The organism is Cognatishimia sp. MH4019 (genome assembly GCF_020177595.1).
Lineage (GTDB): Bacteria > Pseudomonadota > Alphaproteobacteria > Rhodobacterales > Rhodobacteraceae > JAHTBL01.
Window position 1 is genome coordinate 129,025 of record NZ_JAHTBL010000009.1, and the last position, 18,823, is coordinate 147,847.

Genomic DNA, 18,823 nt, shown 5'->3' on the forward strand with positions numbered 1-18,823 from the left:
CGGGGAAAGATTTATGTCCCGTCGCCTTCAGATCAGGCTCACATCATGAGCGATGAGCAGGCTAAATCAATGGGCGGCGCGCTCTTGGCCAGTTCTGTCTATCGGAGGCTTCTCAAGAACGCAGGCTGGCTCTTTTCGACACAAGTGATTGGCGGTCTGATCGGTATTCTGACGCTCACAATGATGGCGCGTGCCCTTGGTCCCGCCGGGCTGGGCGTTGTCGCGATTGTGCAGGCCTATGTTAAAATCGTGGACCGGCTGACTCGCCTTGAACCATGGCAAGCCGTCATCCGCCACGGCACAGTCGCGCTGGAAAACGGCAACCGCCAGAAATTCGCGCAGCTTATCCGTGCGTCCATCGCGATTGATCTTGTCGGCAGCCTTCTGGCTGGCACGGTCGCGCTGTTGCTCGCGTCACTTGCTGTTCAATGGCTGTCGCTGCCTCAGGATGGGCAGCGCTATCTGATACTTCTTTCGCTCGGCCTCTTTGTCAGCTTCAAGCCGACCGGCATTGCGATCCTGCGCATCTTCGACCGGTTCGATCTGCTGGCAAAGATTGATGTCGGCATCATCCTTTTGCGCTTCGCATTGACTGCCATCGCCTATTGGTTCGGCTTGGGTCTGTGGGCATTCATCGCCATCCTGCTGATAGAGGCCATCGCTAACGGGCTGATCGTGTTCCTGTTCAGTCTGCGCGAATTGCAGCGGCGTGAAATCCCTTCCCCCGCCCATGCCAGCCTGCGCGGCTTTCCGGCTGAAAATCCGGGCTTCTTCAAGCTGCTGTGGAACTCGAACATCAACGTCATCCTGCGCCAGTCGACCCAGCGGTTCGATGTCATTATCCTGTCGGCCTTCGTCGATACCGCCGCTGTCGGCGTCTATTTTCTGGCCCGCCGCCTTGCCGATGCGGCCTTGAAGCTGGCGCGCCCGATCAATCAGGTGCTCTATCCAGAGCTTGTGCGCACATGGACATCCGGCACCGCCGCCGCGTTCAGACGCCTTCTGGGCACGGTTACGGGCGTCCTTTTTGCGGTTGGTCTGGCGGTCTTCATTCCGGTTGCGTTGAATATGGGCGCGCTGCTGGCCATGTTCTTTGGCGCCGAGTTTGAAAGTGCGGCTCTGCTGGTCAACGTCCAGTTTTTCGCCGCTGTGATCTATCTGGGCAGCATCGTGATGAACCCCGCAATGCTGACCGTCGGGCGTGACGGGCAACTGGTGCGGATCACGTTGATTGGCACCATCGCGTTCTTCATCCTCGCCGTGCCGCTGATCCTTGCGTTTGGGCCGGTCGGACTGTCGCTGAATTTCCTGCTTTTCAATCTGTTCTGGCTGACCAGCTGTGTTCTGATCCTGAACAGGGTGACAACTATTCCGCCGCCTTGATCTTGGAATGCTTGAACTGCATCTCAGGCGGATCACTGTTCAGCTTTGCCTCGATAACCGGGCCGCCGATGTTTTTCGACTGCAGGAAGATCCGCCCAATATATTCGCCCATGATCCCCAGAAACATCGCGTTCAGGGTCATCGACAGCAAAAGCAGAATTGTCGTGGTCGCAAAACCGGCAGGCCAGTCGGCCCCGAAAACGACCTTGCCGATGATGTAGCCGATCATCAGCAAAAACGTCATGGTGCCGATGAAAAGGCTCAGCATCGAGGCCAGCCGCAGCGGTAGCAGCGAATGGTTGATCATCCCGTCAATCGCCAGCCCAAGCATCGCCTTGAACGGAAATTTCGAGGCCCCCGCCGTGCGGGCCTGACGATCATATTCGAATCCGATCTGCGAAAACCCCATGCCGCTGATCAAGCCGCGCACGTAGGGGGAGCGGTCATCAACCTCGCGCAACTGGTCCAGAATGCGCCGGTCTGTCAGACGGAATTCGCCTGCATTGCGGGGCAGATCGTCGGTGCTGATCGCGTCAATCAATGCATAAAACGCCCGTCGCGCCATCGCGACAATGGGACCATCCGGCAGGCTGCTCCGGATACCGTAAACCACATGATAACCCTGCCGCCACTTGTCCAGCATCTCGGGAATCAATTCGGGCGGATCCTGCATGTCGCAATCCAGCTGGATTGAACAGGCCCCGCGCGCCTCTGCATAGGCGGTCAGCACCGATTTCTGATAGCCCACATTGCGCGAGAACCGCAGCACACGCACGCGGTCGTCATAGGCGCAGATATCGCTGAGAATATCGAAGGTGCGGTCCGTGGAATGGTTGTCGGTAAAGATAATCTCCATTTCGTAATCGGGCAGATCGTCAAACACCGCTTTGACCCGCTCGTAAGCGGCACGCACGTTTTCTTCCTCGTTCAACGCAGGGATCAGGATTGAGACAGGCGTCATCATGGTGCGGCATCCTGCATCTGAAACACGGGCGCTCCCGTGGCGTTGGAATTTGATCGCATCCATTCGAGTGTCCTCCTCAGACCTTCGTCCAGAGGCACTTTGGCCTTCCAGTCAAGTGTTCGTGCCGCGCGGGCGACGTTGAGACGTAATTCACGGGGTCCGCCGTCAGGCTCGCCCAGTTTCAAAAGTGTGGGATCGGCATCGGTGAGCGCGATTATCATTTGTGCAACTTCGTGCACCGTTGGCGCGTGACCCGACCCGATATTCGTCACCGCTTCGGCGGCATCCGCCCGCTCGGCCAAAATCAAAAGGCTGCTGACAACGTCGTCTACAAAGATCAGATCGCGGCGATCGTCGGGCCGTTCCACGGTCAGCGCCTTGCCAGCCAGGCAGGCGTCCAAAAGCTGCGGGATCAGGAAATCTGCATTCTGGCGTGGCCCGTAGGTCAACGCCAGCCGCGCGGTACGCACCGGAAACCCAAGCTCGGGCTGCACCCGTTCAAGATACCGCGTTGCCGCCAGCATCGACGCGCCGTAAACGCCCACCGGACTTTCCGCTGCGCCTTCGCGGTATGGCAACGAGATATCGCCATATTCTGCGATCGTGCCGCAGCGCACCAACACAAGCGGGGGAACATCAAGACAGGCCGAGACCAGCGCTTGCACTGGCGCCAGATTATCGACCCGCGCCCGATCATGATCCCCTGCTGCCATCGGGTGCGGATAGCGGGTCGTCGCACCAAGATGAAAGATCATGTCCGCGCGTGCTTCTTTCAGGATTGCCAGAAGCGCATCATGATCCGTCAGATCGCACCGCTTCACGTGGATGCGATCCAACATATCCGCCAGGCGTGCGGTGCCAGATTGCGGCCGTAACAGTGCCGTCACCCGATCACCACGCTCCAGACAGGCGCGCACCAGATGCGACCCGATAAAGCCTGAAGCGCCGGTGATCAGGACGTTGGCCATCTCAGTCCGTTCCTGACCCGCCGACCACGGTCGGGTTTGGCAAGGGCACAATGAACCGCCCACCAGCGGCTTCGAAATCGGTGAGCTGTTCGCGAATCTCGTCAAAGAAATTCCACGCCAGGACCAGCAGATAGTCGGGTTTGCGTTCGGCAATTGCCTCGGGCGCCAGGATCGGAATTTTCGATCCGGGCGCAAAAAGCCCCTGCTTCAGCGGGTTGCGATCGGCCAGAAATTCCAGCGTATCGGGGCCGATCCCGAAGAAGTTCAACAGCGTGTTGCCCTTGGCTGGCGCGCCGTAACCGGCAATCGTCTTGCCTTCGGCTTTCAGCGAAGCCAGCAGATCAAGAAGCGCCGTTCGGTCGTCATTGACCCGCGTCGCAAACGCCTCGTAACTGGCGCGGTCCAGCATCCCGGCGGCGCGTTCTTCCTCGACCATCTGTGTCACGATCGGAGCAACCTGCGCTTTCGCGACCGCCTTGCGGAGAAATACCCGCATTGATCCGCCATGCACCGGCAGTTTTGTGACATCGACCACATCAAAGCCTGTCGTCTTACCCAGTTTGATGATCGACAGCAGGCTCAGCTCGGACATGTGCTCGTGGTAGATGTTATCGAACTCGTTGGTTTCAACGATCTCCTTGCCCCACGGCACTTCGATGACAAAGGTTCCGTCTTCGGCCAGCAGGATATCGACCGCCTCCATAAAGCCATGCAGATCACCGATATGGTTGAATGTGTTGGAGGTCGCGATCACCTGCGCGGGTCCGTGCTTGGCAACCACCTCGTGCGCGCTTTCGGGTGAGAGGTATGCCACATGAACTTCGACACCACGCTCTGCCGCGATCTTTGCAAGATTGGCGGCTGGATCAATGCCCAGCGTCTTGGCCCCTTGCGCGTTCGCAAAAGACAGCATCAAGCCGTCATTGCAGCCGATATCCATGATCAGGCCACCATCCGCGAGCTGCCCCAGCACTTTGGCAAAGTCTTCGAAATGCGCATGCATGGTTTGCGCGCTCGAAGGCACATAAAGGTAGTGCACAAAGAAATCCTGCGGGATTTGATCGGCGACCTGAATCAAACCGCAACTCAGACAAGCCTGACTGTTCAATGCAAAACTTGGCTGCGCCTCGTTCAATTCCTCAGGGCGCACAAACATGTTTGCCGGTGGGTGTTTGCCCATCGGTAGAAAGGTGATCAAGTCGCTTGATTTGCAACAGCGGCATTCCTCAAGCGTGTCTTTCACAACTAAGTGGTCCTTCATAACGAAATCCTTTTCAAAAAAAATGGACCGTTCCTTCCCAGTAATTGACGTTTTTCTTATGCCGCGTTGATCCCCTCGGTACGGCTCGCGGCAAATGTTTTGAATGTGTCATGCATGTAGGCGATATGCGCGTCCGTCAGGCCGTGGTGACAGGCCAGCAGAATGCCCCCGCGCATGACCTGATCCGAGTTCGGATATCCCTCGGGATCGGCGGTGTAATCGACCTTTTTCATCGCCGGTTGCCGCAGGATGTTGCCGGTGAAAACGGGCCGCGTCTGGATGTCGGCCTTCTCAAGGAAGATCTGCATCTCGCGCCGGGTGAAAGGCGCGCCTTCGCGCAATGTCAGCGGGAACGCCAACCAGCCCGTACGCGCACCGTCCAGATGCTTGGGAAGGATAAACCAGTCCGCATAGGCGCGGAAGAAATCCTCATGGGCCGCGAAATTGCGCTCCCGCTCGGCGATGTTGTTTTGCAACTTGCCCAATTGCACCAGACCGAAGGCCGCGCTGATCTCGGAAGGCTCAAGGTTGTAGCCTAAATCCTCGAACACAAATTTCGCATCATATTCAATGTCATCCAGCATGACATTAAAGCGGTTCTCAATCGTCTCGCTCTCGACAAAGAGCGAAGAACTGCGCCCCCAAGACCGTAAGAGCAGCGCCTTGCGACCCAGTTCGGGATCGTTCACGCAAAGCATCCCGCCATTGCCGGCCCCGTTGATCACATGGCTGCCGTAAAAGCTGGTCGTCGAGACGTCCGAATAAATGCCGGTGCTTTCCCCGTTGATGGTGGCCCCCAATGTGTCGGCGCTGTCCTCGATGACCCGCAGGCCGTGCTTGTCGGCCAGTTTGCGGATCGCAGCCCAATCAGGCAGACCGCCGATCAGCGACGGGATCATCATTGCGGATGTGTTCGGCGTGATCATCGCCTCGATCTTGTCCACGTCGATATTGTAGGTGCCGACGCCGCAATCCACGAAAGCGGGTTTCAGACCCTGCCGCACCAGAGGCGCTACGGTGGTGGCGAAGGTGAGCGCGGGCGTAATCACCTCACTGCCCTTTGGCAGGTCAAGGATTTCGACCGCGAGGTAATTGGCCGATGAGCCAGAGTTCACCATGATCCCATGGGTCTTTTCGAACAAGGCAGCAACCTGCGCCTGCATCCGGCGCACCCGATCGCCCATCTGGGTTGAGGTTTGAAGCACCTCGACCACGGCGTCGATTTCTTCCTGTCCGTGCACGGTCTGGCCATAATTTACACGCATCTATCCACTCCTTAATTCAAATTCGTCATCAAAGTTTTCGAGGCTTTCGGCACGTCCGGGACGTCGCTCGCGCGGCGCGGCGGTGTCACGTTCTGCGATGTCTCTGGCGACATCCGCGCGGTGTAGGCGTCGATCTGCGCCATGGTGAAATGAGCCATCTGATGGCCAACCTCATGGGCGCGATACCATTCGGCGGTCAGGTGTACGGCGTCGCTCAACCCAAGGCGCGGACGCCACCCCAACTGGGTTTGCGCCTTGGTGCTATCCAGCCTCAGCAACCCTGCTTCATGCAGGCCGTCTGGAGCGTCGCCATAGGTGATATCAAAGCTATGCCCCCAAGCCTTTTCAAAGGCTTGCGCCAGATCGCGCACGGGCACTGTCGCGGCAGCGTCCGGCCCAAAGTTCCAAGCGCCCTCATAGGCGTGGCCTTGCTCAAGCAGATGGGCGGCCAACGTCAGGTATCCGGCAAGCGGTTCAAGAACGTGCTGCCAAGGCCGCACGCTGAGCGGGTTGCGGATGCTCAAAGGTGCCGCACCGGTGGCGGCGCGAATGATGTCGGGGACAAGCCGTTCAGCCCCCCAATCACCCCCGCCGAACACGTTGCCCGCACGCACTGTGGCCAGGCATGGCCCGTCCGGGTCCTGAAAGAACGACCGGCGATAGGACTGCGCAAGGATTTCGGCGCAACCCTTCGAGGCGCTATAGGGATCGGCACCGCCCAAAGCGTCGTTCTCGCGGTAGCCCCATTCCCATTCGCGGTTATCATAGCATTTGTCGCTGGTGACCACGATGATGGCGCGCAGGTTCGGCATTGTCTTGGCCAGTTCCAGCACATGCGCGGTGCCCATGACATTGGTCGCAAAGGTCTCGACCGGTTCGGCATAAGACAGGCGCACCAGCGGTTGCGCGGCCATGTGGATCAGCACTTCGGCGTCTGCTCCCTCACCGGCCTCAAAGAGCGCCTTGGGATCGCGGATATCCGCGATCCGGCTGTCGATGCGTTCCCCAACGCCACAGCTGTCAAAGAAGCTGTCACCCGGCTCGGCAGGCAGCGCGATGCCGGTCACCTGGGCTCCAAGCTGGCGCAGCCATAGCGCCAGCCAGCCGCCCTTGAAGCCGGTGTGACCCGTCAGCAAGACGCGGCGCCCCTTGAAGGCAGCAGCGAAGGAGGGGTTGGGAAGGCTCACCGATATGCTCCTTTAAATCGCGATGGGCTGGACGTTCGCCGCAGCTTCACCGAATTGCAGCCATGGCGGGGTCTCCTGCTTGGCAAATTCGTTCAGCGAGTTGCGGTCGCGGATCGTGTCCATCGGATGCCAGAAGCCGGGATGGCGGAAGGCCATCAGCTCGCCATCACGGGCCATTTGCGACAATGGCGTCTGCTCAAGCGGCTCGGTATCGTCGACCATGTAATCCATCACGCCTGGCTCAAAGACGAAGTAACCGCCATTGATCCAAGTCTCGCGGCTACGGACCTTTTCTGTGAACGCTTTCACCCGGTCGCCGCTCAGGTCGATATTGCCGAAACGGGCAGGCGGCTGCACGGCGGTGACAGTGGCCAGCTTGCCATGCGAGCGATGAAATTCGAGCAGGGCGTCGATGTCGATGTTTCCCAGCCCGTCCGAATAGGTGCACATGAACGTCTCGTTGCCGATCCAGTCCTTCAGACGGCGAATGCGCCCGCTGGTCATCGTATGCGCTCCGGTGTCTACGACCGACACGTTCCAGCCACCCGGAGCGGAGGGGACCAACTCCATCTCGCCACTGTCGAGCGCCACGGTGATGTTGTTCGAGATCAGGTGGTAATTCGCGAAGAACTGCTTGAGCATCAGCCCTTTATAGCCTGCCGCAACCACGAAATCGTTGTGGCCGAAATGGCTGTAGATATCCATGACCCGTGCGATGATCGGCCGTCCGCCAACCTCGACCATGGGCTTGGGGATTGTGACGGTTTCTTCGGCAAGCCTCGATCCGAGACCGCCCGCTAAAAGGAGCGTTTTCATGTTCTCAATTCCTTCTGCAAAATGTGGGTGATGCCGGGTACGCCTTGGCCGGTGCGTCTTCCCGGATATGTTGAAAAGTCACTCATCATGCGCTGCGCCTCCAGTATCGCGGACCAGCAAAACCCCCTCGCCGTAGCGGTTCGACAGCCCCGCGACATCGACCTGTTTGTAGCCATTGGCGATGGCCCAATCCTGAAACGGGCCTTCCAGCGCAGGCTCATAGCCCAGCAGGAACGCGGCAGGCGGCGTTTGTGCGAACCGCGCGATCATCGCGTCTGGACCAGCGACCACATACTGTGCGGCCAGCTCAGGCGTGAGGAACGCATCAATGCGGTAGGCGAACTGACCCGTGGCCAATTCGGGATAAACGTCCAACCCGGCCTCTAGCGGGTAAAGCGGCAGGAAAGTTGCAACTGGGCCTTCAACTCCTGCCTTGTCCAAAGCCGCAGCGATCCCTGCCCCACCTTTGGCGATTTGAGCGACCTGCGTGCGCTCTGGTGATGCCAGCGTGGCAAGACCCGGCGCCAAACGTGGCATCGCCAGCACCAGCATCAACATGATGCTCGCAGCGAAAATCGGTGTCAGGAAGGCCACTTCTGCACGGGCCAGGGGACGCACTAGCAGCGCGGTCAGCAGCGGCACAAAAACGATGGGGGCCGCGTAATATTGCGGAAAGCCCGGCGTGGGCACGAAGCTCATAATCATGCTGGCAGCGAGGATTGCCAGAACGGTCATGGCCGCTCCGACAGGTAAACGCATCGCGGGACGCAACACCGCCGCCCAGCCTGCTGCCAATGTCAGAAGCGCCATCAACAGAACACTGCCTGACAGCCACCCGCCATAGGCCAGCAACACCTTGCCTTGCACGCCCATCGCCAGATTTGGCTCGGTATGGCGAAAGGCGTCCCAATAGGCGACATGGGGGCCGGTATGAAAGCCCACCACATGGGCCATGAAAAGCTCTGGCGCTTGCATGAGCACAATAAAGAGCGGCACAGCCCCGATCAGCGCGCCGATCAATGCGGGAAACAGCACGTTTTTCAGCCGCGCCCCAAAGGTCATCTCGCGTGGCAGCAACAGGCTTGCAACGAGAAGCGGGGGCATGATCGCCACGGCGCTGACCTTCATACCGATGGCAATCGACAGGCTGAGACCGGCAACGCAAAGCGGGGCAAAACGTGTGCGCTCGTCAACCACTTCGGTCACGAAAAGCGCGACGGCCAGTATCGAGAACGCTAAGGGTAGCAGGTTGTTCGACGCGGCCATGCCAGCTTGGCCCAGCAGGGTCTCGCTCGTGATGAGAGCGACGACGGCGACCAAGCCCAAAAGGGGTGACCCCGACAGGCGCGCAACGCTCCAATAGCTGGTGCCAAGCAGCAGCAGCCACGCGCCGAAGACCGCAAGGCGGGCGGAGAAAAGGACGCCGATGTCACCGAAGACCAGAGCGCTCGCCCGGAAGAGCCACGCCGAATAAGGCACGTGATTGTAGAAGAAATCCGCATAAAGGCTTTGGCTTTCCAGTAGCACGGCGGGGGCCACGAACAGCATCTCGTCTCGGCGGATTCCGAAATCCATGATGCGCCCAAAGAGCGCCGCAAGCAGCAACAGCAGCCCGATGCCCGCAAGCGCCACAGTTAGGGACCCGCGTCCGCTCAGCAGCGCCCCACGGCCCCGCTGCAAGGTGATCGGAGCGTCCGTCATCCAGCCCCCTCCCCGCGTGCAGTGATGGGCGCGCCAAGTGCCTTGGCGACCATCACGAAGGACAAAACAACGATCACCGGAAGCGCCAGAGCCTGCGCAAGATACGCGTTCAGCCCCAGCTTCATCAGGCCTGCCAGCAAGGCGACATTGGCCAGATAGATCATCCCGTAAGCCAGCGCATACAGCGGCAGTCGAGTGACGCCACGGACGGCGAAAACGAGTTTGGCGTGGGTCATGTAATTCCACAGAATACCCAGCCCAAATTGCAGGATCAGCGCCATTTGCGGCGCAGCCCCTTGCCAGATCGCCAGCGCAAAGACGCCGTAACCAAAGGCCGTGTTCAGAACGCCTGTTCCAAGGAAACGCACGGGCCGTTGCAAGCTTGGCGGCACCTCACCAAGCACTCGGTTGAAGGGGGAGCGCGAGACGGTCATGCCGCACTCTCCAACCGTGGATCGTTATGGGTCTTTGGGTCACGGCCCTCGGGCCTTTCAAGCCCCATCGCGACCAGCAAGCGCGCGTTGATCAGCTCAACATCGTTGCGCGCACAGACCCTTTCGCGGGCGGCCTCACCCATTTGGGTGACCAGTTCAGGCGTGGTCAGAAACCGCTCCATCCCGGCGGCAAGGGCGTCCGCATCACCCGCAGGCACCACAAGGCCGGAAACGCCGTCTTCGATGGTTTCCCCACAGCCCGGTGCATCGGTCGTGATGACAGGCAGACCGCTCGCCATCGCCTCCAGAATGGTGCGCGGCACGCCTTCGCGGAGCATCGTGGGCAGCACGAAAACATCCGTGGCTGCCAGATAGGGCGCGACATCGCGCGTCTCGCCCAGATATTGCAGCACGTCGCCCCTTTGCCAGGCGTCCAGCTCGGCCGCGGTGATGGCGTCGGGGTTGGTGTCCATCGGACCCAGCACCGACAGCGTAAAGGCATGGCCCCTGTTACGCAGTCTGCGTGTGGCATCCGCCAGAACGACAAGCCCCTTGCTGCGCAAAAGCCGGCCAACAAAGAGGAACCGGATCTGGCTGCCAGGGGCAGCGGTTTTCGGTGTGAACCGGGCCGTATCAACGCCAGAGCCGGGGACATCCGTCAGCCGCGTCGCAGAAGGAATGAGCTTGAAATCCCGGATATCGCGACGCTCCTGCGCATTATAGCAGAACGCACCGGTGATCTTTCGCAAAGCGACCCGGTGAAGTGCAACGACGATACCGCGCACCAGACGCCGACGGCCGGTCGGGCGGGGCTCGGAAAATGCATAGCCCAGCCCTGTAAACATCGCAAAGCGTGTCGGCACCCCGGCGATCTGCGCAGCTAGACTGCCATAGACGATTGGCTTCATGGTGTAGGACAAAACGCAATCGGGCTTGAGCGCGCGCAGAGTCCGAACCAGCTGCGCAAGGCTGCGTAGATCCGTGAGTGGGTTCAGGCCCGTCCGGTTCATCCGCACCTGCCGGCAGTCAATCCCGTGACAGGCAAGCCGCGCGCGGACATCATCATCGAAATCCGGTGCAATCGCCGTGACGCGGTGGCCCTGCGCAACCATCCGCCGCATCAGGTCCAGCCGGAAATTGACCAGCGACCACGCCAGACTGCCGATCACAACCACATGCTGCGAGCGGGGTTCTGTCTGTCCATCGCGCAAAGATGTCAAAGCTGAAGATCGGCTGCGCACCATCTCAGACCTCGCGCTTTGCGGTAGGCCTGACGCAGGCATGACGATCCACTCGCGAGACCGTGGTTTGAAAGCAAATCTGAAAGCACGTCGGACGACAAATTCTTTCCAAGGCCACACCTCATTACGCCTGTTCCTGTGACAGGAACCGGTCTACGGAATTTGCTCATACCTCTTGGTTCAGACGCGCCAAAAACCCATGGCAGCACGTAATATTTGCTGCATCAAGCATCGACGCCGGCTCAAAGCCGCTTCACACCAAAGCCGCGGGGCTCGGGCTTAAGCCCGATCTCATCGCGTCTTTTCAAGACACTTATCTGTACCCCGTCGACCCTGGTCTCAAATGATCTGCGCCCATGAACTGAGCAAAAGTAAGTTTCGGCCCACTACAAAAATCGCAATAGGCGTGAATATGCCTATGAGGTTACACCAGTTTCGCGAATCTGGAAGGTGATGGTTCTGACTAAAGGGAATACACTAGAGCGCCCTTCGCCCCGGTCCGCGCGGCCCGCCCCGGACCAGATCCGGGGTCTCGCGCCACTCGTCCTGTCAGAGGTCCCGGATCACGCCCGGGACGGTGCGAAAGAGGGCCAAAGCGGCCCCCTTTCTTATCTCAAGCTTATTGCAAAGCAGCATCCGTGATGACGCTGGTCCAAGCGCCTTCGGGGGCTTTCGTAATCACCGGGTCCGAGCCGCCCGCCAGGAGCGAGGCCACCGTCCGCTCATAGTCCGCCGGATCAAGCGTGCCATCCGAACCGGCAGTCAGCTTGGCAACCTCGCCCATCATGCGCACCTGATGCGCTTCGGTCTGCGCGCCGGTCTCGTCATATTCCAGCACGATCATGGCGGCGTCTTCGGGGTTCTCTTCAGCCCATTTCCAACCCTTCATGGAGGCGCGCACAAAGCGGGCCATCTTGTCCTGGAAGGCCGGGTCTTCGAGGTTTTCCTCAAGCACGTAGAGACCATCTTCAAGCGTTGCGACGCCTTGCTCTTCATATTTGAACAGCACCAGATCGTCGGGGCTAAGACCTGCATCAATGATCTGCCAATATTCATTATAGGTCATGGTCGACACGCAGGCCGCCTGCCCGTTCAGGATCGGATCGACGTTGAAACCTTGCTTCAAGACCTCAACACCCGCGTCAGAGCCGTCGGTCGGCAGACCCAGCTGGCTCATCCAGCTCAGGAACGGGAACTCATTGCCGAAAAACCACACGCCCAATGTCTTGCCTGCGAAATCCTCGGTCGTTTCGATACCCGCATCCTTGCGGCAGGTCAGCATCATGCCCGATGATTTAAACGGCTGCGCGATGTTGACCATCGGCAGACCTTTTTCGCGCGCGGCCAGCGCAGCGGGCATCCACTCGACAGTCACATCTGCGCCGCCACCGGCCAGCACTTGCGTGGGTGCGATGTCAGGACCGCCCGGATTGATCGTCACGTCCAGGTTTTCTTCGGTGTAATAGCCATTTTCCAAGGCGACATAGTAACCCGCAAACTGTGCCTGCGTGACCCATTTGAGTTGCAGCGTCACCTCGTCGGCGGCCAACGCGGCGCCGGCCAAAAGGCTCAGGGCAGCAGCGCCTAGGGATGTCTTGATCTTCATGGTCTCTCTCCTTGTTGATGATTTATTTTACTGGTTTCTTTGCGAGGGGTGCCAGAAGGTCACCCGTTTTTCGATCCATGCGACCGCGCCGTAAAGCAAAGTGCCTACCAAAGCGGCAACCACGATCTCGGCCCAGACCAGATCAATCGAGAGCGCCCCCACCCCCGTCGAGATGCGAAAGCCCATACCGCGCGTGGGAGAGCCGAAATACTCCGCCACGATGGCTCCGATCAGCGCCAGCGTCATGGCGATTTTCAGGCCGTTGAACACAAACGGCATCGCCGCAGGCAGGCGCAGCTTGAAGAGCGTCTGCCAATAGCTGGCCCCATAAGTGCGCATCAGATCGCGCTGCATGGCATCGGTGGCGCGCAGGCCCTGCACAGTATTCACCAGGATCGGGAAGAACACCATCACCACGACAACGGCGGCTTTTGACTGCCAGTCAAAGCCAAACCAGTTCACCATGATCGGCGCGATACCGACGATGGGCAGAGCCGCGAAAAAGTTGCCGATGGGCAGCAACCCTTTGGTCAGAAAGGCAGAGCGGTCGATCAACACCGCACAGATCACAGCCGCAGAGATGCCGATGGCCAAGCCGCGCAGCGCGCCCTTCAGCACGGTCTGCACAAAATCGATCCACAGGATATCGGTGGAGGCCGCAAAGGTCTGCGCGACCTGGCTGGGCGGCGGCAGAATGACCGGGCTGACGCCCAGTCCGCGCACGCTCGCCTCCCACAGTACAATCAGCGTGATGCCAAAGATCACTGGCACCAGCACCTTGACCGCACGCGTGTTCGACCAAGCGGACCGCGCGAGCCAAACATTGACGCCCCACGCGATAAGCCAGAACCCCAATCCGAACAAAAGCCAGCTCATGCGCGCATTCCCATTCGGCCAAGGGTCAGGCGTTGGGTCAGGTCAAGGATTGTCACAAGAATGCCTGCAAGGATCGCTGCTGCGAACAGGGCCGCCCAGATCGCCAGCGGCGTGCCGAACTGATCCCCGATCAGAATCCGTGCGCCCAGGCCGCTGATCGCCCCTGTCGGCAATTCGCCCACGATGGTTCCAACCAAGGCCGCCGCGATGCCCACTTTCAAGGAGGTGAACAGATACGGCACCGACCCCGGCAATCGTAGCTTCAGGAAGGTCTGAAACCCCGTCGCGTCATAGGTCTTGAGCAAATCCAGCTGCGATGCTTCCGGAGAGCGCAAGCCCTTCACCATGCCGACCAGCACCGGGAAAAAGCACAGATAGGCCGAAATGATCGCCTTCGGCACGCCTCGGTTCTCCACGCCAAGCTGGCTGGACACGACGATAATCATCGGCGCCAGCGCAACAATCGGAATGGTCTGGCTGATGATCGCCCATGGCATGATGCTCAGATCAGCAACCCGCGAATAGACAATCGCAATCGCGCCGATGATGCCGATGGAGGTGCCAAGCACAAAGCCCCAAAGCGTTGATCTGAGCGTGATCCAGCTGTGATAAATCAGCGAGCGTTTCGACCACGCGCGCCCCTTTGCGGCCATCTCTCCGGTGGTTTTCCAAAGCTCCGCCCCGACTTGCGCAGGTGTCGGCAAGCGCGGTCGGTCCAGCGTGTAGCCAGCCGCCACATGCTCCCGGTTTTGCGCCATCAGACGCCAGACACTGACATCTCGCCGTTCCACCGAGCCTTCGGGCGTCACAACGACCCCGGCCCGCTCCACCGTATCAAGCGCCACGCGTACATTCATGGGGGCCACGGCCAGATACCAGATGGCGACAAGGCCAGCGAGCACGGTGAGGATGGGGAGAATACGTCCCATCACACGCGCACCCATTGCAAAAGAGTATCGGGCAGGTTTTCTTCATTCTCGCCACCCGTTCGGCGTATCTCGCTAAATCCGGTTCGCTCGTAAAAGCGGCGCGCGGGTGCGTTGGCCACAAACGTCCACAAAGACAGTCGATCACGGCCTTCCTTTGCCCTGTCCAGCAAAGCGCTGCCAAGACCCTGCCCCGGATTGGCCAAGTAAAGGGCAGTAACCATCTGCGCGTCCTCATCAAGCGCCAAAAATCCTTCTGGCTTGTCACCCGCCACAAGGATTTTGCGCGTCGCAAAAACCACATCGCGGTAATGGCGGACGACGTCGCGATGCCCATGCAGCCGCGGCATCCAGTCGGTCCGGTCGATCCAGTCGTTCAAAATGCCCGCGCACGCTTCAGCATCCGCGGCCCTGCCCTCGCGGATCCGAGGTGCTATACAGGCCTTCTCAATCATAGGAATGCCCTGCGCGTAGCCCATCGCGCACGCGATGCGCGACCTCTAGGAATTCGGGTGTGTCGCGTAGATCAAGGGGCCGCTCAGCAGGCAGCGGGCTGTCGATGATGTCCGTGATCCGGCCCGGACGGGGGCTCATCACGACGATCTTGGTCGACAGATACACCGCCTCGGGGATCGAGTGGGTCACAAAACCGATGGTCTTTTTCGTGCGCGCCCAAAGCTGCAAGAGCTGCTCGTTCAGGTGATCACGCACGATCTCGTCCAACGCGCCAAACGGCTCGTCCATCAACAGGATATCGGCATCAAAGGCCAGAGCGCGGGCAATCGAGGCACGTTGCTGCATACCGCCCGACAATTGCCACGGATATTTCTTCTCGAACCCCGCGAGGTCGACCATTTCCAACGTCCTGGCCACCCGCTCTTCCTGATCGGCTTTTGAGTAACCCATGATTTCCAACGGAAGCCGGATATTCCCTCCAATCGTGCGCCATGGATAAAGCCCCGCATGCTGGAACACATAGCCATAGGCCCGCGACCGGCGCGCCTCGTCCGGCGTCATCCCGTTGACGGACAGATCGCCCGCCGTTGGTGTCTCCAGCCCCGCAATGCAGCGCAGAAAGGTGGTCTTCCCGCAGCCCGACGGGCCGATAAAGCTGACAAACTCGCCTTCCTGAATGTCCAGATCGACATCCTTCAAGGCATGCACAGGACCATCATTGGTCTGAAATGTCAGGTTCAGACCTTGCGCGGAAATCTTCGGTTGCTGGCTCAATGCGTGCTCGTTTCTCTAGGTATTTTAGACGCCGGTGGCAGGAATGCCCGTGCGTTCGACGGGCCGTGGTGCCGTCAGGTCTTTCCAGCTCGACAGCGCGCGGTTTACCGGCGCATTGCCTTCGCGGGCGACAAACTTTCCGTGGCCCTCCTGCGTGCGGATCTCGCCGTCATGGACCGCGACATGGCCCTTGGTCAGCGTGAAGCGCGGCAGGCCCGTCACCTCTTTGCCCTCGAAGACGTTGTAATCAATGGCAGATTGCTGCGTATCTGCGGTGATGGTTTTGGACTTCTCAGGATCCCAGACGACCAAATCCGCATCCGCGCCAACCAGAATGGCCCCCTTCTGCGGATAGCAATTCAGGATCTTCGCGATATTAGTGGAGGTCACGGCGACAAACTCATTCAGCGTCAGTCGTCCGGTCTTGACGCCATGCGTCCAGAGCATCGGCATCCGATCCTCAAGCCCGCCCGTGCCGTTGGGGATCTTGGTGAAGTCGCCCACGCCATAGCGCTTCTGCTCGGTCGTGAACGCGCAGTGATCCGTCGCCACTACGGACAAAGACCCCGCCTGAAGCCCCGCCCACAAGCTGTCCTGATGTTGCTTGTTGCGGAAAGGCGGCGACATCACGCGTCGCGCGGCGTGGTCCCAATCGTCATGGAAATACTCGCTTTCATCCAGCGTCAGGTGCTGAATGAGCGGCTCACCCCAAACGCGCTTGCCCTGCTGGCGCGCGCGCCGGATCGCCTCATGGGCTTCCTCGCAAGATGTGTGCACCACATAAAGCGGCACCCCCGCCATATCCGCGATCATGATCGCGCGGTTCGTCGCCTCCCCTTCAACTTGGGAGGGTCGTGAATAGGCATGGGCCTCTGGCCCAGTATTACCCTCAGCGAGCAGCTTGGCGCTCAGCTCTGCGATGACATCGCCATTCTCAGCATGCACCATGGCCACACCGCCCAGCTCCGACAGGCGCAGGAATGACGAATAAAGCTCGTCATCATTCACCATCAACGCGCCCTTATAGGCGAGGAAATGCTTGAAAGTCGTGATCCCGCGCTCTTCGATGACGGTTTTCATCTCGTCAAAGACCTGCTCGCCCCACCACGTCACCGCCATGTGGAACGAGTAATCACAGTTCGCGCGGGTCGATTTATTGTCCCACCGCTTGAGCGCATCCAGCAGGCTCTCACCGGGGTTCGGCAGGGCGAAATCCACCACCATCGTGGTGCCCCCGGCCAAAGCCGCTCGCGTCCCGCTCTCAAAATCATCCGAGGAATAAGTCCCCATAAACGGCATCTCAAGATGCGTATGCGGATCGATCCCGCCAGGCATGACATAGCATCCCGTCGCGTCCAGTTCCTCGTCGCCCTTAAGGTCTGGCCCAATCTCAATGATCTTGCCACCGTCAATGAGCACATCCGCCTTGTAGGTCAGATCATGGGTGACAACGGTTCCGTTCTTGATGACTTTTGTCATATTTGGTCCTTTCTTCGGAGCGCGATCACTCCACAATCTCCGCCGTATTCAGCACCGCATGCAGCAGCACATCCGTGCCTGCCTGCGCCCATTCCTTGCTGATCTCTTCGGCCTCATTATGCGAAAGCCCATCCACGCAGGGGCACATGATCATCGCGGTCGGCGCGACATCGTTGATCCAGCACGCGTCATGCCCGGCACCCGAGACGATATCCATATGGCTATAGCCCAGCTCTTCGGCCGCATCGCGCACGGCGGCCACGCAGGTCTCATCAAACGCAGGCGGGTCGAACTGGCCGACGATATGGCACTCGAACTCCACGCCGATCTCTGCACATAGCTTCGGCGCGCGCTCTTCAAACTCGGCCACCATCGCATTCAGCTTGTCCAGCAGATGCGTGCGCATATCGACCGTGAACACCACCTTCCCCGGAATGATGTTACGCGAGTTCGGATAGACATCGATATGCCCGATGGCGCCCACCGCATTAGGCTGGTTCTTCATCGCGATTTCATGCACCAGTTCTGTCACCAGCGCCAAGCCACGGCCTGCATTCTTGCGCATCGACATGGGCGTCGAGCCGGTATGGCTCTCCTTGCCCGTCACCGTGCATTCGATCCAGCGAAGGCCCTGCCCATGCGTGACAACGCCAATCTCTTTGCCCTCGGCCTCTAGGATCGGCCCCTGCTCGATATGCAGCTCGAACATCGCGTGCATGTCGCGCGCGCCAACGGCCTCATCGCCAACCCAGCCAATGCGCTTCAGCTCATCGCCAAAGCTCTTGCCCTCCGCATCGACGCGCGCGTAAGCCCAGTCCTGCGTGTGCTTTCCGGCGAACACGCCTGACGACAGCATCGCCGGCGCGAACCGCGTGCCTTCTTCATTCGTCCAGTTCGTCACCACAATCGGGTGCTTGGTCTTCACATCCAAATCGTTGAGCGTGCGGACCACTTCCAGCCCGCCTAACACTCCCAAGACGCCGTCAAATTTGCCGCCAGTCGGCTGCGTATCCAGATGCGAGCCGACATAGACCGGCAGCGCGTCCGCATCCGTGCCTTCGCGCGTGGCGAACATATTGCCCATCGTATCGACACCCATCGACATGCCCGCCGCCTCGCACCAGCTTTGAAACAAGGCGCGGCCTTCGGCGTCCTCATCCGTCAGGGTCTGGCGATTACTGCCACCCGCGATGCCCGGCCCGATCTTGGCCATTTCCATCAGACTGTCCCACAAACGATTCGGATCAATCCGCAGATTTTTACTGCGATCCATGCATCTTCTCCCGACGTGTCGCAAATGCCCCAAAGGCGATTCCGCCCTGACCTCAGCGTGACGGAGCATCCTTGGAAGGGTCAATCATTTTTTGACCATTTGGATAGAAATGCACTTCACCGCCCAAAAAATGCTTGAGAGATGCGCACCTGTCTCGCACATTTGCAGACAGGCCACACGCGGAACGCGACACGGCTGCGCTGCCGTGAAAGG

The 18,823-nt window shown here is 59.6% G+C and carries 17 protein-coding genes; 1 reads left to right on the top strand and 16 read right to left on the bottom strand.

Going from position 1 to position 18,823, the window contains the following annotated elements:
• The first annotated feature begins 45 nt into the window (after window positions 1-45).
• Window positions 46-1,383, top strand: coding sequence for a lipopolysaccharide biosynthesis protein (locus tag KUW67_RS15195; RefSeq protein WP_224826182.1), 1,338 nt, complete (start codon window positions 46-48; stop codon window positions 1,381-1,383).
• Here the strand turns inward: KUW67_RS15195 and KUW67_RS15200 are convergent.
• The 16 genes from KUW67_RS15200 to KUW67_RS15275 form a co-directional block, all read right to left on the bottom strand.
• Window positions 1,367-2,347, bottom strand: coding sequence for a glycosyltransferase family 2 protein (locus KUW67_RS15200; RefSeq protein WP_224826183.1), 981 nt, complete (start codon window positions 2,345-2,347; stop codon window positions 1,367-1,369). The two genes, KUW67_RS15195 and KUW67_RS15200, sit on opposite strands and share 17 nt — an antisense overlap.
• Window positions 2,344-3,315: an NAD(P)-dependent oxidoreductase gene (locus KUW67_RS15205; RefSeq protein ID WP_224826184.1), complete on the bottom strand. Its 972-nt coding sequence runs from the start codon at window positions 3,313-3,315 to the stop codon at window positions 2,344-2,346. Before KUW67_RS15205 ends, KUW67_RS15200 begins: the two co-directional genes overlap by 4 nt.
• A 1-nt stretch (window position 3,316) precedes the next feature.
• Window positions 3,317-4,576: a class I SAM-dependent methyltransferase gene (locus KUW67_RS15210; protein WP_224826185.1), complete on the bottom strand. Its 1,260-nt coding sequence runs from the start codon at window positions 4,574-4,576 to the stop codon at window positions 3,317-3,319.
• Between the two features lie 56 nt (window positions 4,577-4,632).
• Window positions 4,633-5,841, bottom strand: a complete 1,209-nt coding sequence (locus KUW67_RS15215) for a DegT/DnrJ/EryC1/StrS aminotransferase family protein (RefSeq protein WP_224826186.1) — start codon at window positions 5,839-5,841, stop codon at window positions 4,633-4,635.
• Window positions 5,842-5,852: 11 nt separating this feature from the next.
• Entirely contained in the window at window positions 5,853-7,028 is a 1,176-nt protein-coding gene (gene rfbG, locus KUW67_RS15220; protein ID WP_224826187.1) for a CDP-glucose 4,6-dehydratase, read from the bottom strand.
• 12 nt (window positions 7,029-7,040) lie between these two features.
• On the bottom strand, window positions 7,041-7,844 hold the full coding sequence (gene rfbF / locus KUW67_RS15225; RefSeq protein WP_224826188.1) for a glucose-1-phosphate cytidylyltransferase: 804 nt from the start codon (window positions 7,842-7,844) through the stop codon (window positions 7,041-7,043).
• A gap of 78 nt (window positions 7,845-7,922) precedes the next feature.
• A complete protein-coding gene (locus tag KUW67_RS15230; protein WP_224826189.1) occupies window positions 7,923-9,545 on the bottom strand; it encodes a hypothetical protein in 1,623 nt (540 codons plus the stop codon).
• Complete coding sequence (locus KUW67_RS15235) at window positions 9,542-9,979, bottom strand: GtrA family protein (RefSeq protein WP_224826190.1); 438 nt, start codon at window positions 9,977-9,979, stop codon at window positions 9,542-9,544. The genes KUW67_RS15230 and KUW67_RS15235 overlap by 4 nt, the downstream gene beginning before the upstream one ends.
• Window positions 9,976-11,148, bottom strand: coding sequence for a glycosyltransferase family 4 protein (locus KUW67_RS15240; RefSeq protein WP_224826191.1), 1,173 nt, complete (start codon window positions 11,146-11,148; stop codon window positions 9,976-9,978). The genes KUW67_RS15235 and KUW67_RS15240 overlap by 4 nt, the downstream gene beginning before the upstream one ends.
• 691 nt (window positions 11,149-11,839) lie before the next feature.
• Window positions 11,840-12,826 (bottom strand): ABC transporter substrate-binding protein, encoded by a 987-nt coding sequence (locus KUW67_RS15245; RefSeq protein WP_224826192.1) that lies wholly within the window; start codon window positions 12,824-12,826, stop codon window positions 11,840-11,842.
• Between the two features lie 27 nt (window positions 12,827-12,853).
• On the bottom strand, window positions 12,854-13,702 hold the full coding sequence (locus tag KUW67_RS15250) for an ABC transporter permease (RefSeq protein WP_224826193.1): 849 nt from the start codon (window positions 13,700-13,702) through the stop codon (window positions 12,854-12,856).
• The gene (locus tag KUW67_RS15255) at window positions 13,699-14,631 is read right to left on the bottom strand and encodes an ABC transporter permease (protein WP_224826194.1); all 933 of its coding nucleotides are present in this window, start codon (window positions 14,629-14,631) and stop codon (window positions 13,699-13,701) included. Before KUW67_RS15255 ends, KUW67_RS15250 begins: the two co-directional genes overlap by 4 nt.
• Window positions 14,631-15,083, bottom strand: a complete 453-nt coding sequence (locus tag KUW67_RS15260) for a GNAT family N-acetyltransferase (protein WP_224826195.1) — start codon at window positions 15,081-15,083, stop codon at window positions 14,631-14,633. Before KUW67_RS15260 ends, KUW67_RS15255 begins: the two co-directional genes overlap by 1 nt.
• The gene (locus KUW67_RS15265; RefSeq protein WP_224826196.1) at window positions 15,076-15,858 is read right to left on the bottom strand and encodes an ABC transporter ATP-binding protein; all 783 of its coding nucleotides are present in this window, start codon (window positions 15,856-15,858) and stop codon (window positions 15,076-15,078) included. Before KUW67_RS15265 ends, KUW67_RS15260 begins: the two co-directional genes overlap by 8 nt.
• A 24-nt stretch (window positions 15,859-15,882) precedes the next feature.
• On the bottom strand, window positions 15,883-17,337 hold the full coding sequence (gene hydA, locus KUW67_RS15270) for a dihydropyrimidinase (RefSeq protein ID WP_224826197.1): 1,455 nt from the start codon (window positions 17,335-17,337) through the stop codon (window positions 15,883-15,885).
• 25 nt (window positions 17,338-17,362) lie between these two features.
• The gene (locus tag KUW67_RS15275) at window positions 17,363-18,610 is read right to left on the bottom strand and encodes a Zn-dependent hydrolase (RefSeq protein ID WP_224826198.1); all 1,248 of its coding nucleotides are present in this window, start codon (window positions 18,608-18,610) and stop codon (window positions 17,363-17,365) included.
• Window positions 18,611-18,823: the final 213 nt, after the last annotated feature.

Excerpts from the sequence above, each read along its gene's own strand:
- KUW67_RS15195 (WP_224826182.1), top strand. The coding sequence starts at position 46 with ATGAGCGATGAGCAGGCTAAATCAATGGGCGGCGCGCTCTTGGCCAGT.
- KUW67_RS15200 (WP_224826183.1), bottom strand. The coding sequence starts at position 2,347 with ATGATGACGCCTGTCTCAATCCTGATCCCTGCGTTGAACGAGGAAGAA.
- KUW67_RS15205 (WP_224826184.1), bottom strand. The coding sequence starts at position 3,315 with ATGGCCAACGTCCTGATCACCGGCGCTTCAGGCTTTATCGGGTCGCAT.
- KUW67_RS15210 (WP_224826185.1), bottom strand. The coding sequence starts at position 4,576 with ATGAAGGACCACTTAGTTGTGAAAGACACGCTTGAGGAATGCCGCTGT.
- KUW67_RS15215 (WP_224826186.1), bottom strand. The coding sequence starts at position 5,841 with ATGCGTGTAAATTATGGCCAGACCGTGCACGGACAGGAAGAAATCGAC.
- rfbF (WP_224826188.1), bottom strand. The coding sequence starts at position 7,844 with ATGAAAACGCTCCTTTTAGCGGGCGGTCTCGGATCGAGGCTTGCCGAA.
- KUW67_RS15230 (WP_224826189.1), bottom strand. The coding sequence starts at position 9,545 with ATGACGGACGCTCCGATCACCTTGCAGCGGGGCCGTGGGGCGCTGCTG.
- KUW67_RS15235 (WP_224826190.1), bottom strand. The coding sequence starts at position 9,979 with ATGACCGTCTCGCGCTCCCCCTTCAACCGAGTGCTTGGTGAGGTGCCG.
- KUW67_RS15245 (WP_224826192.1), bottom strand. The coding sequence starts at position 12,826 with ATGAAGATCAAGACATCCCTAGGCGCTGCTGCCCTGAGCCTTTTGGCC.
- KUW67_RS15250 (WP_224826193.1), bottom strand. The coding sequence starts at position 13,702 with ATGAGCTGGCTTTTGTTCGGATTGGGGTTCTGGCTTATCGCGTGGGGC.
- KUW67_RS15255 (WP_224826194.1), bottom strand. The coding sequence starts at position 14,631 with ATGGGACGTATTCTCCCCATCCTCACCGTGCTCGCTGGCCTTGTCGCC.
- KUW67_RS15260 (WP_224826195.1), bottom strand. The coding sequence starts at position 15,083 with ATGATTGAGAAGGCCTGTATAGCACCTCGGATCCGCGAGGGCAGGGCC.
- hydA (WP_224826197.1), bottom strand. The coding sequence starts at position 17,337 with ATGACAAAAGTCATCAAGAACGGAACCGTTGTCACCCATGATCTGACC.
- KUW67_RS15275 (WP_224826198.1), bottom strand. The coding sequence starts at position 18,610 with ATGGATCGCAGTAAAAATCTGCGGATTGATCCGAATCGTTTGTGGGAC.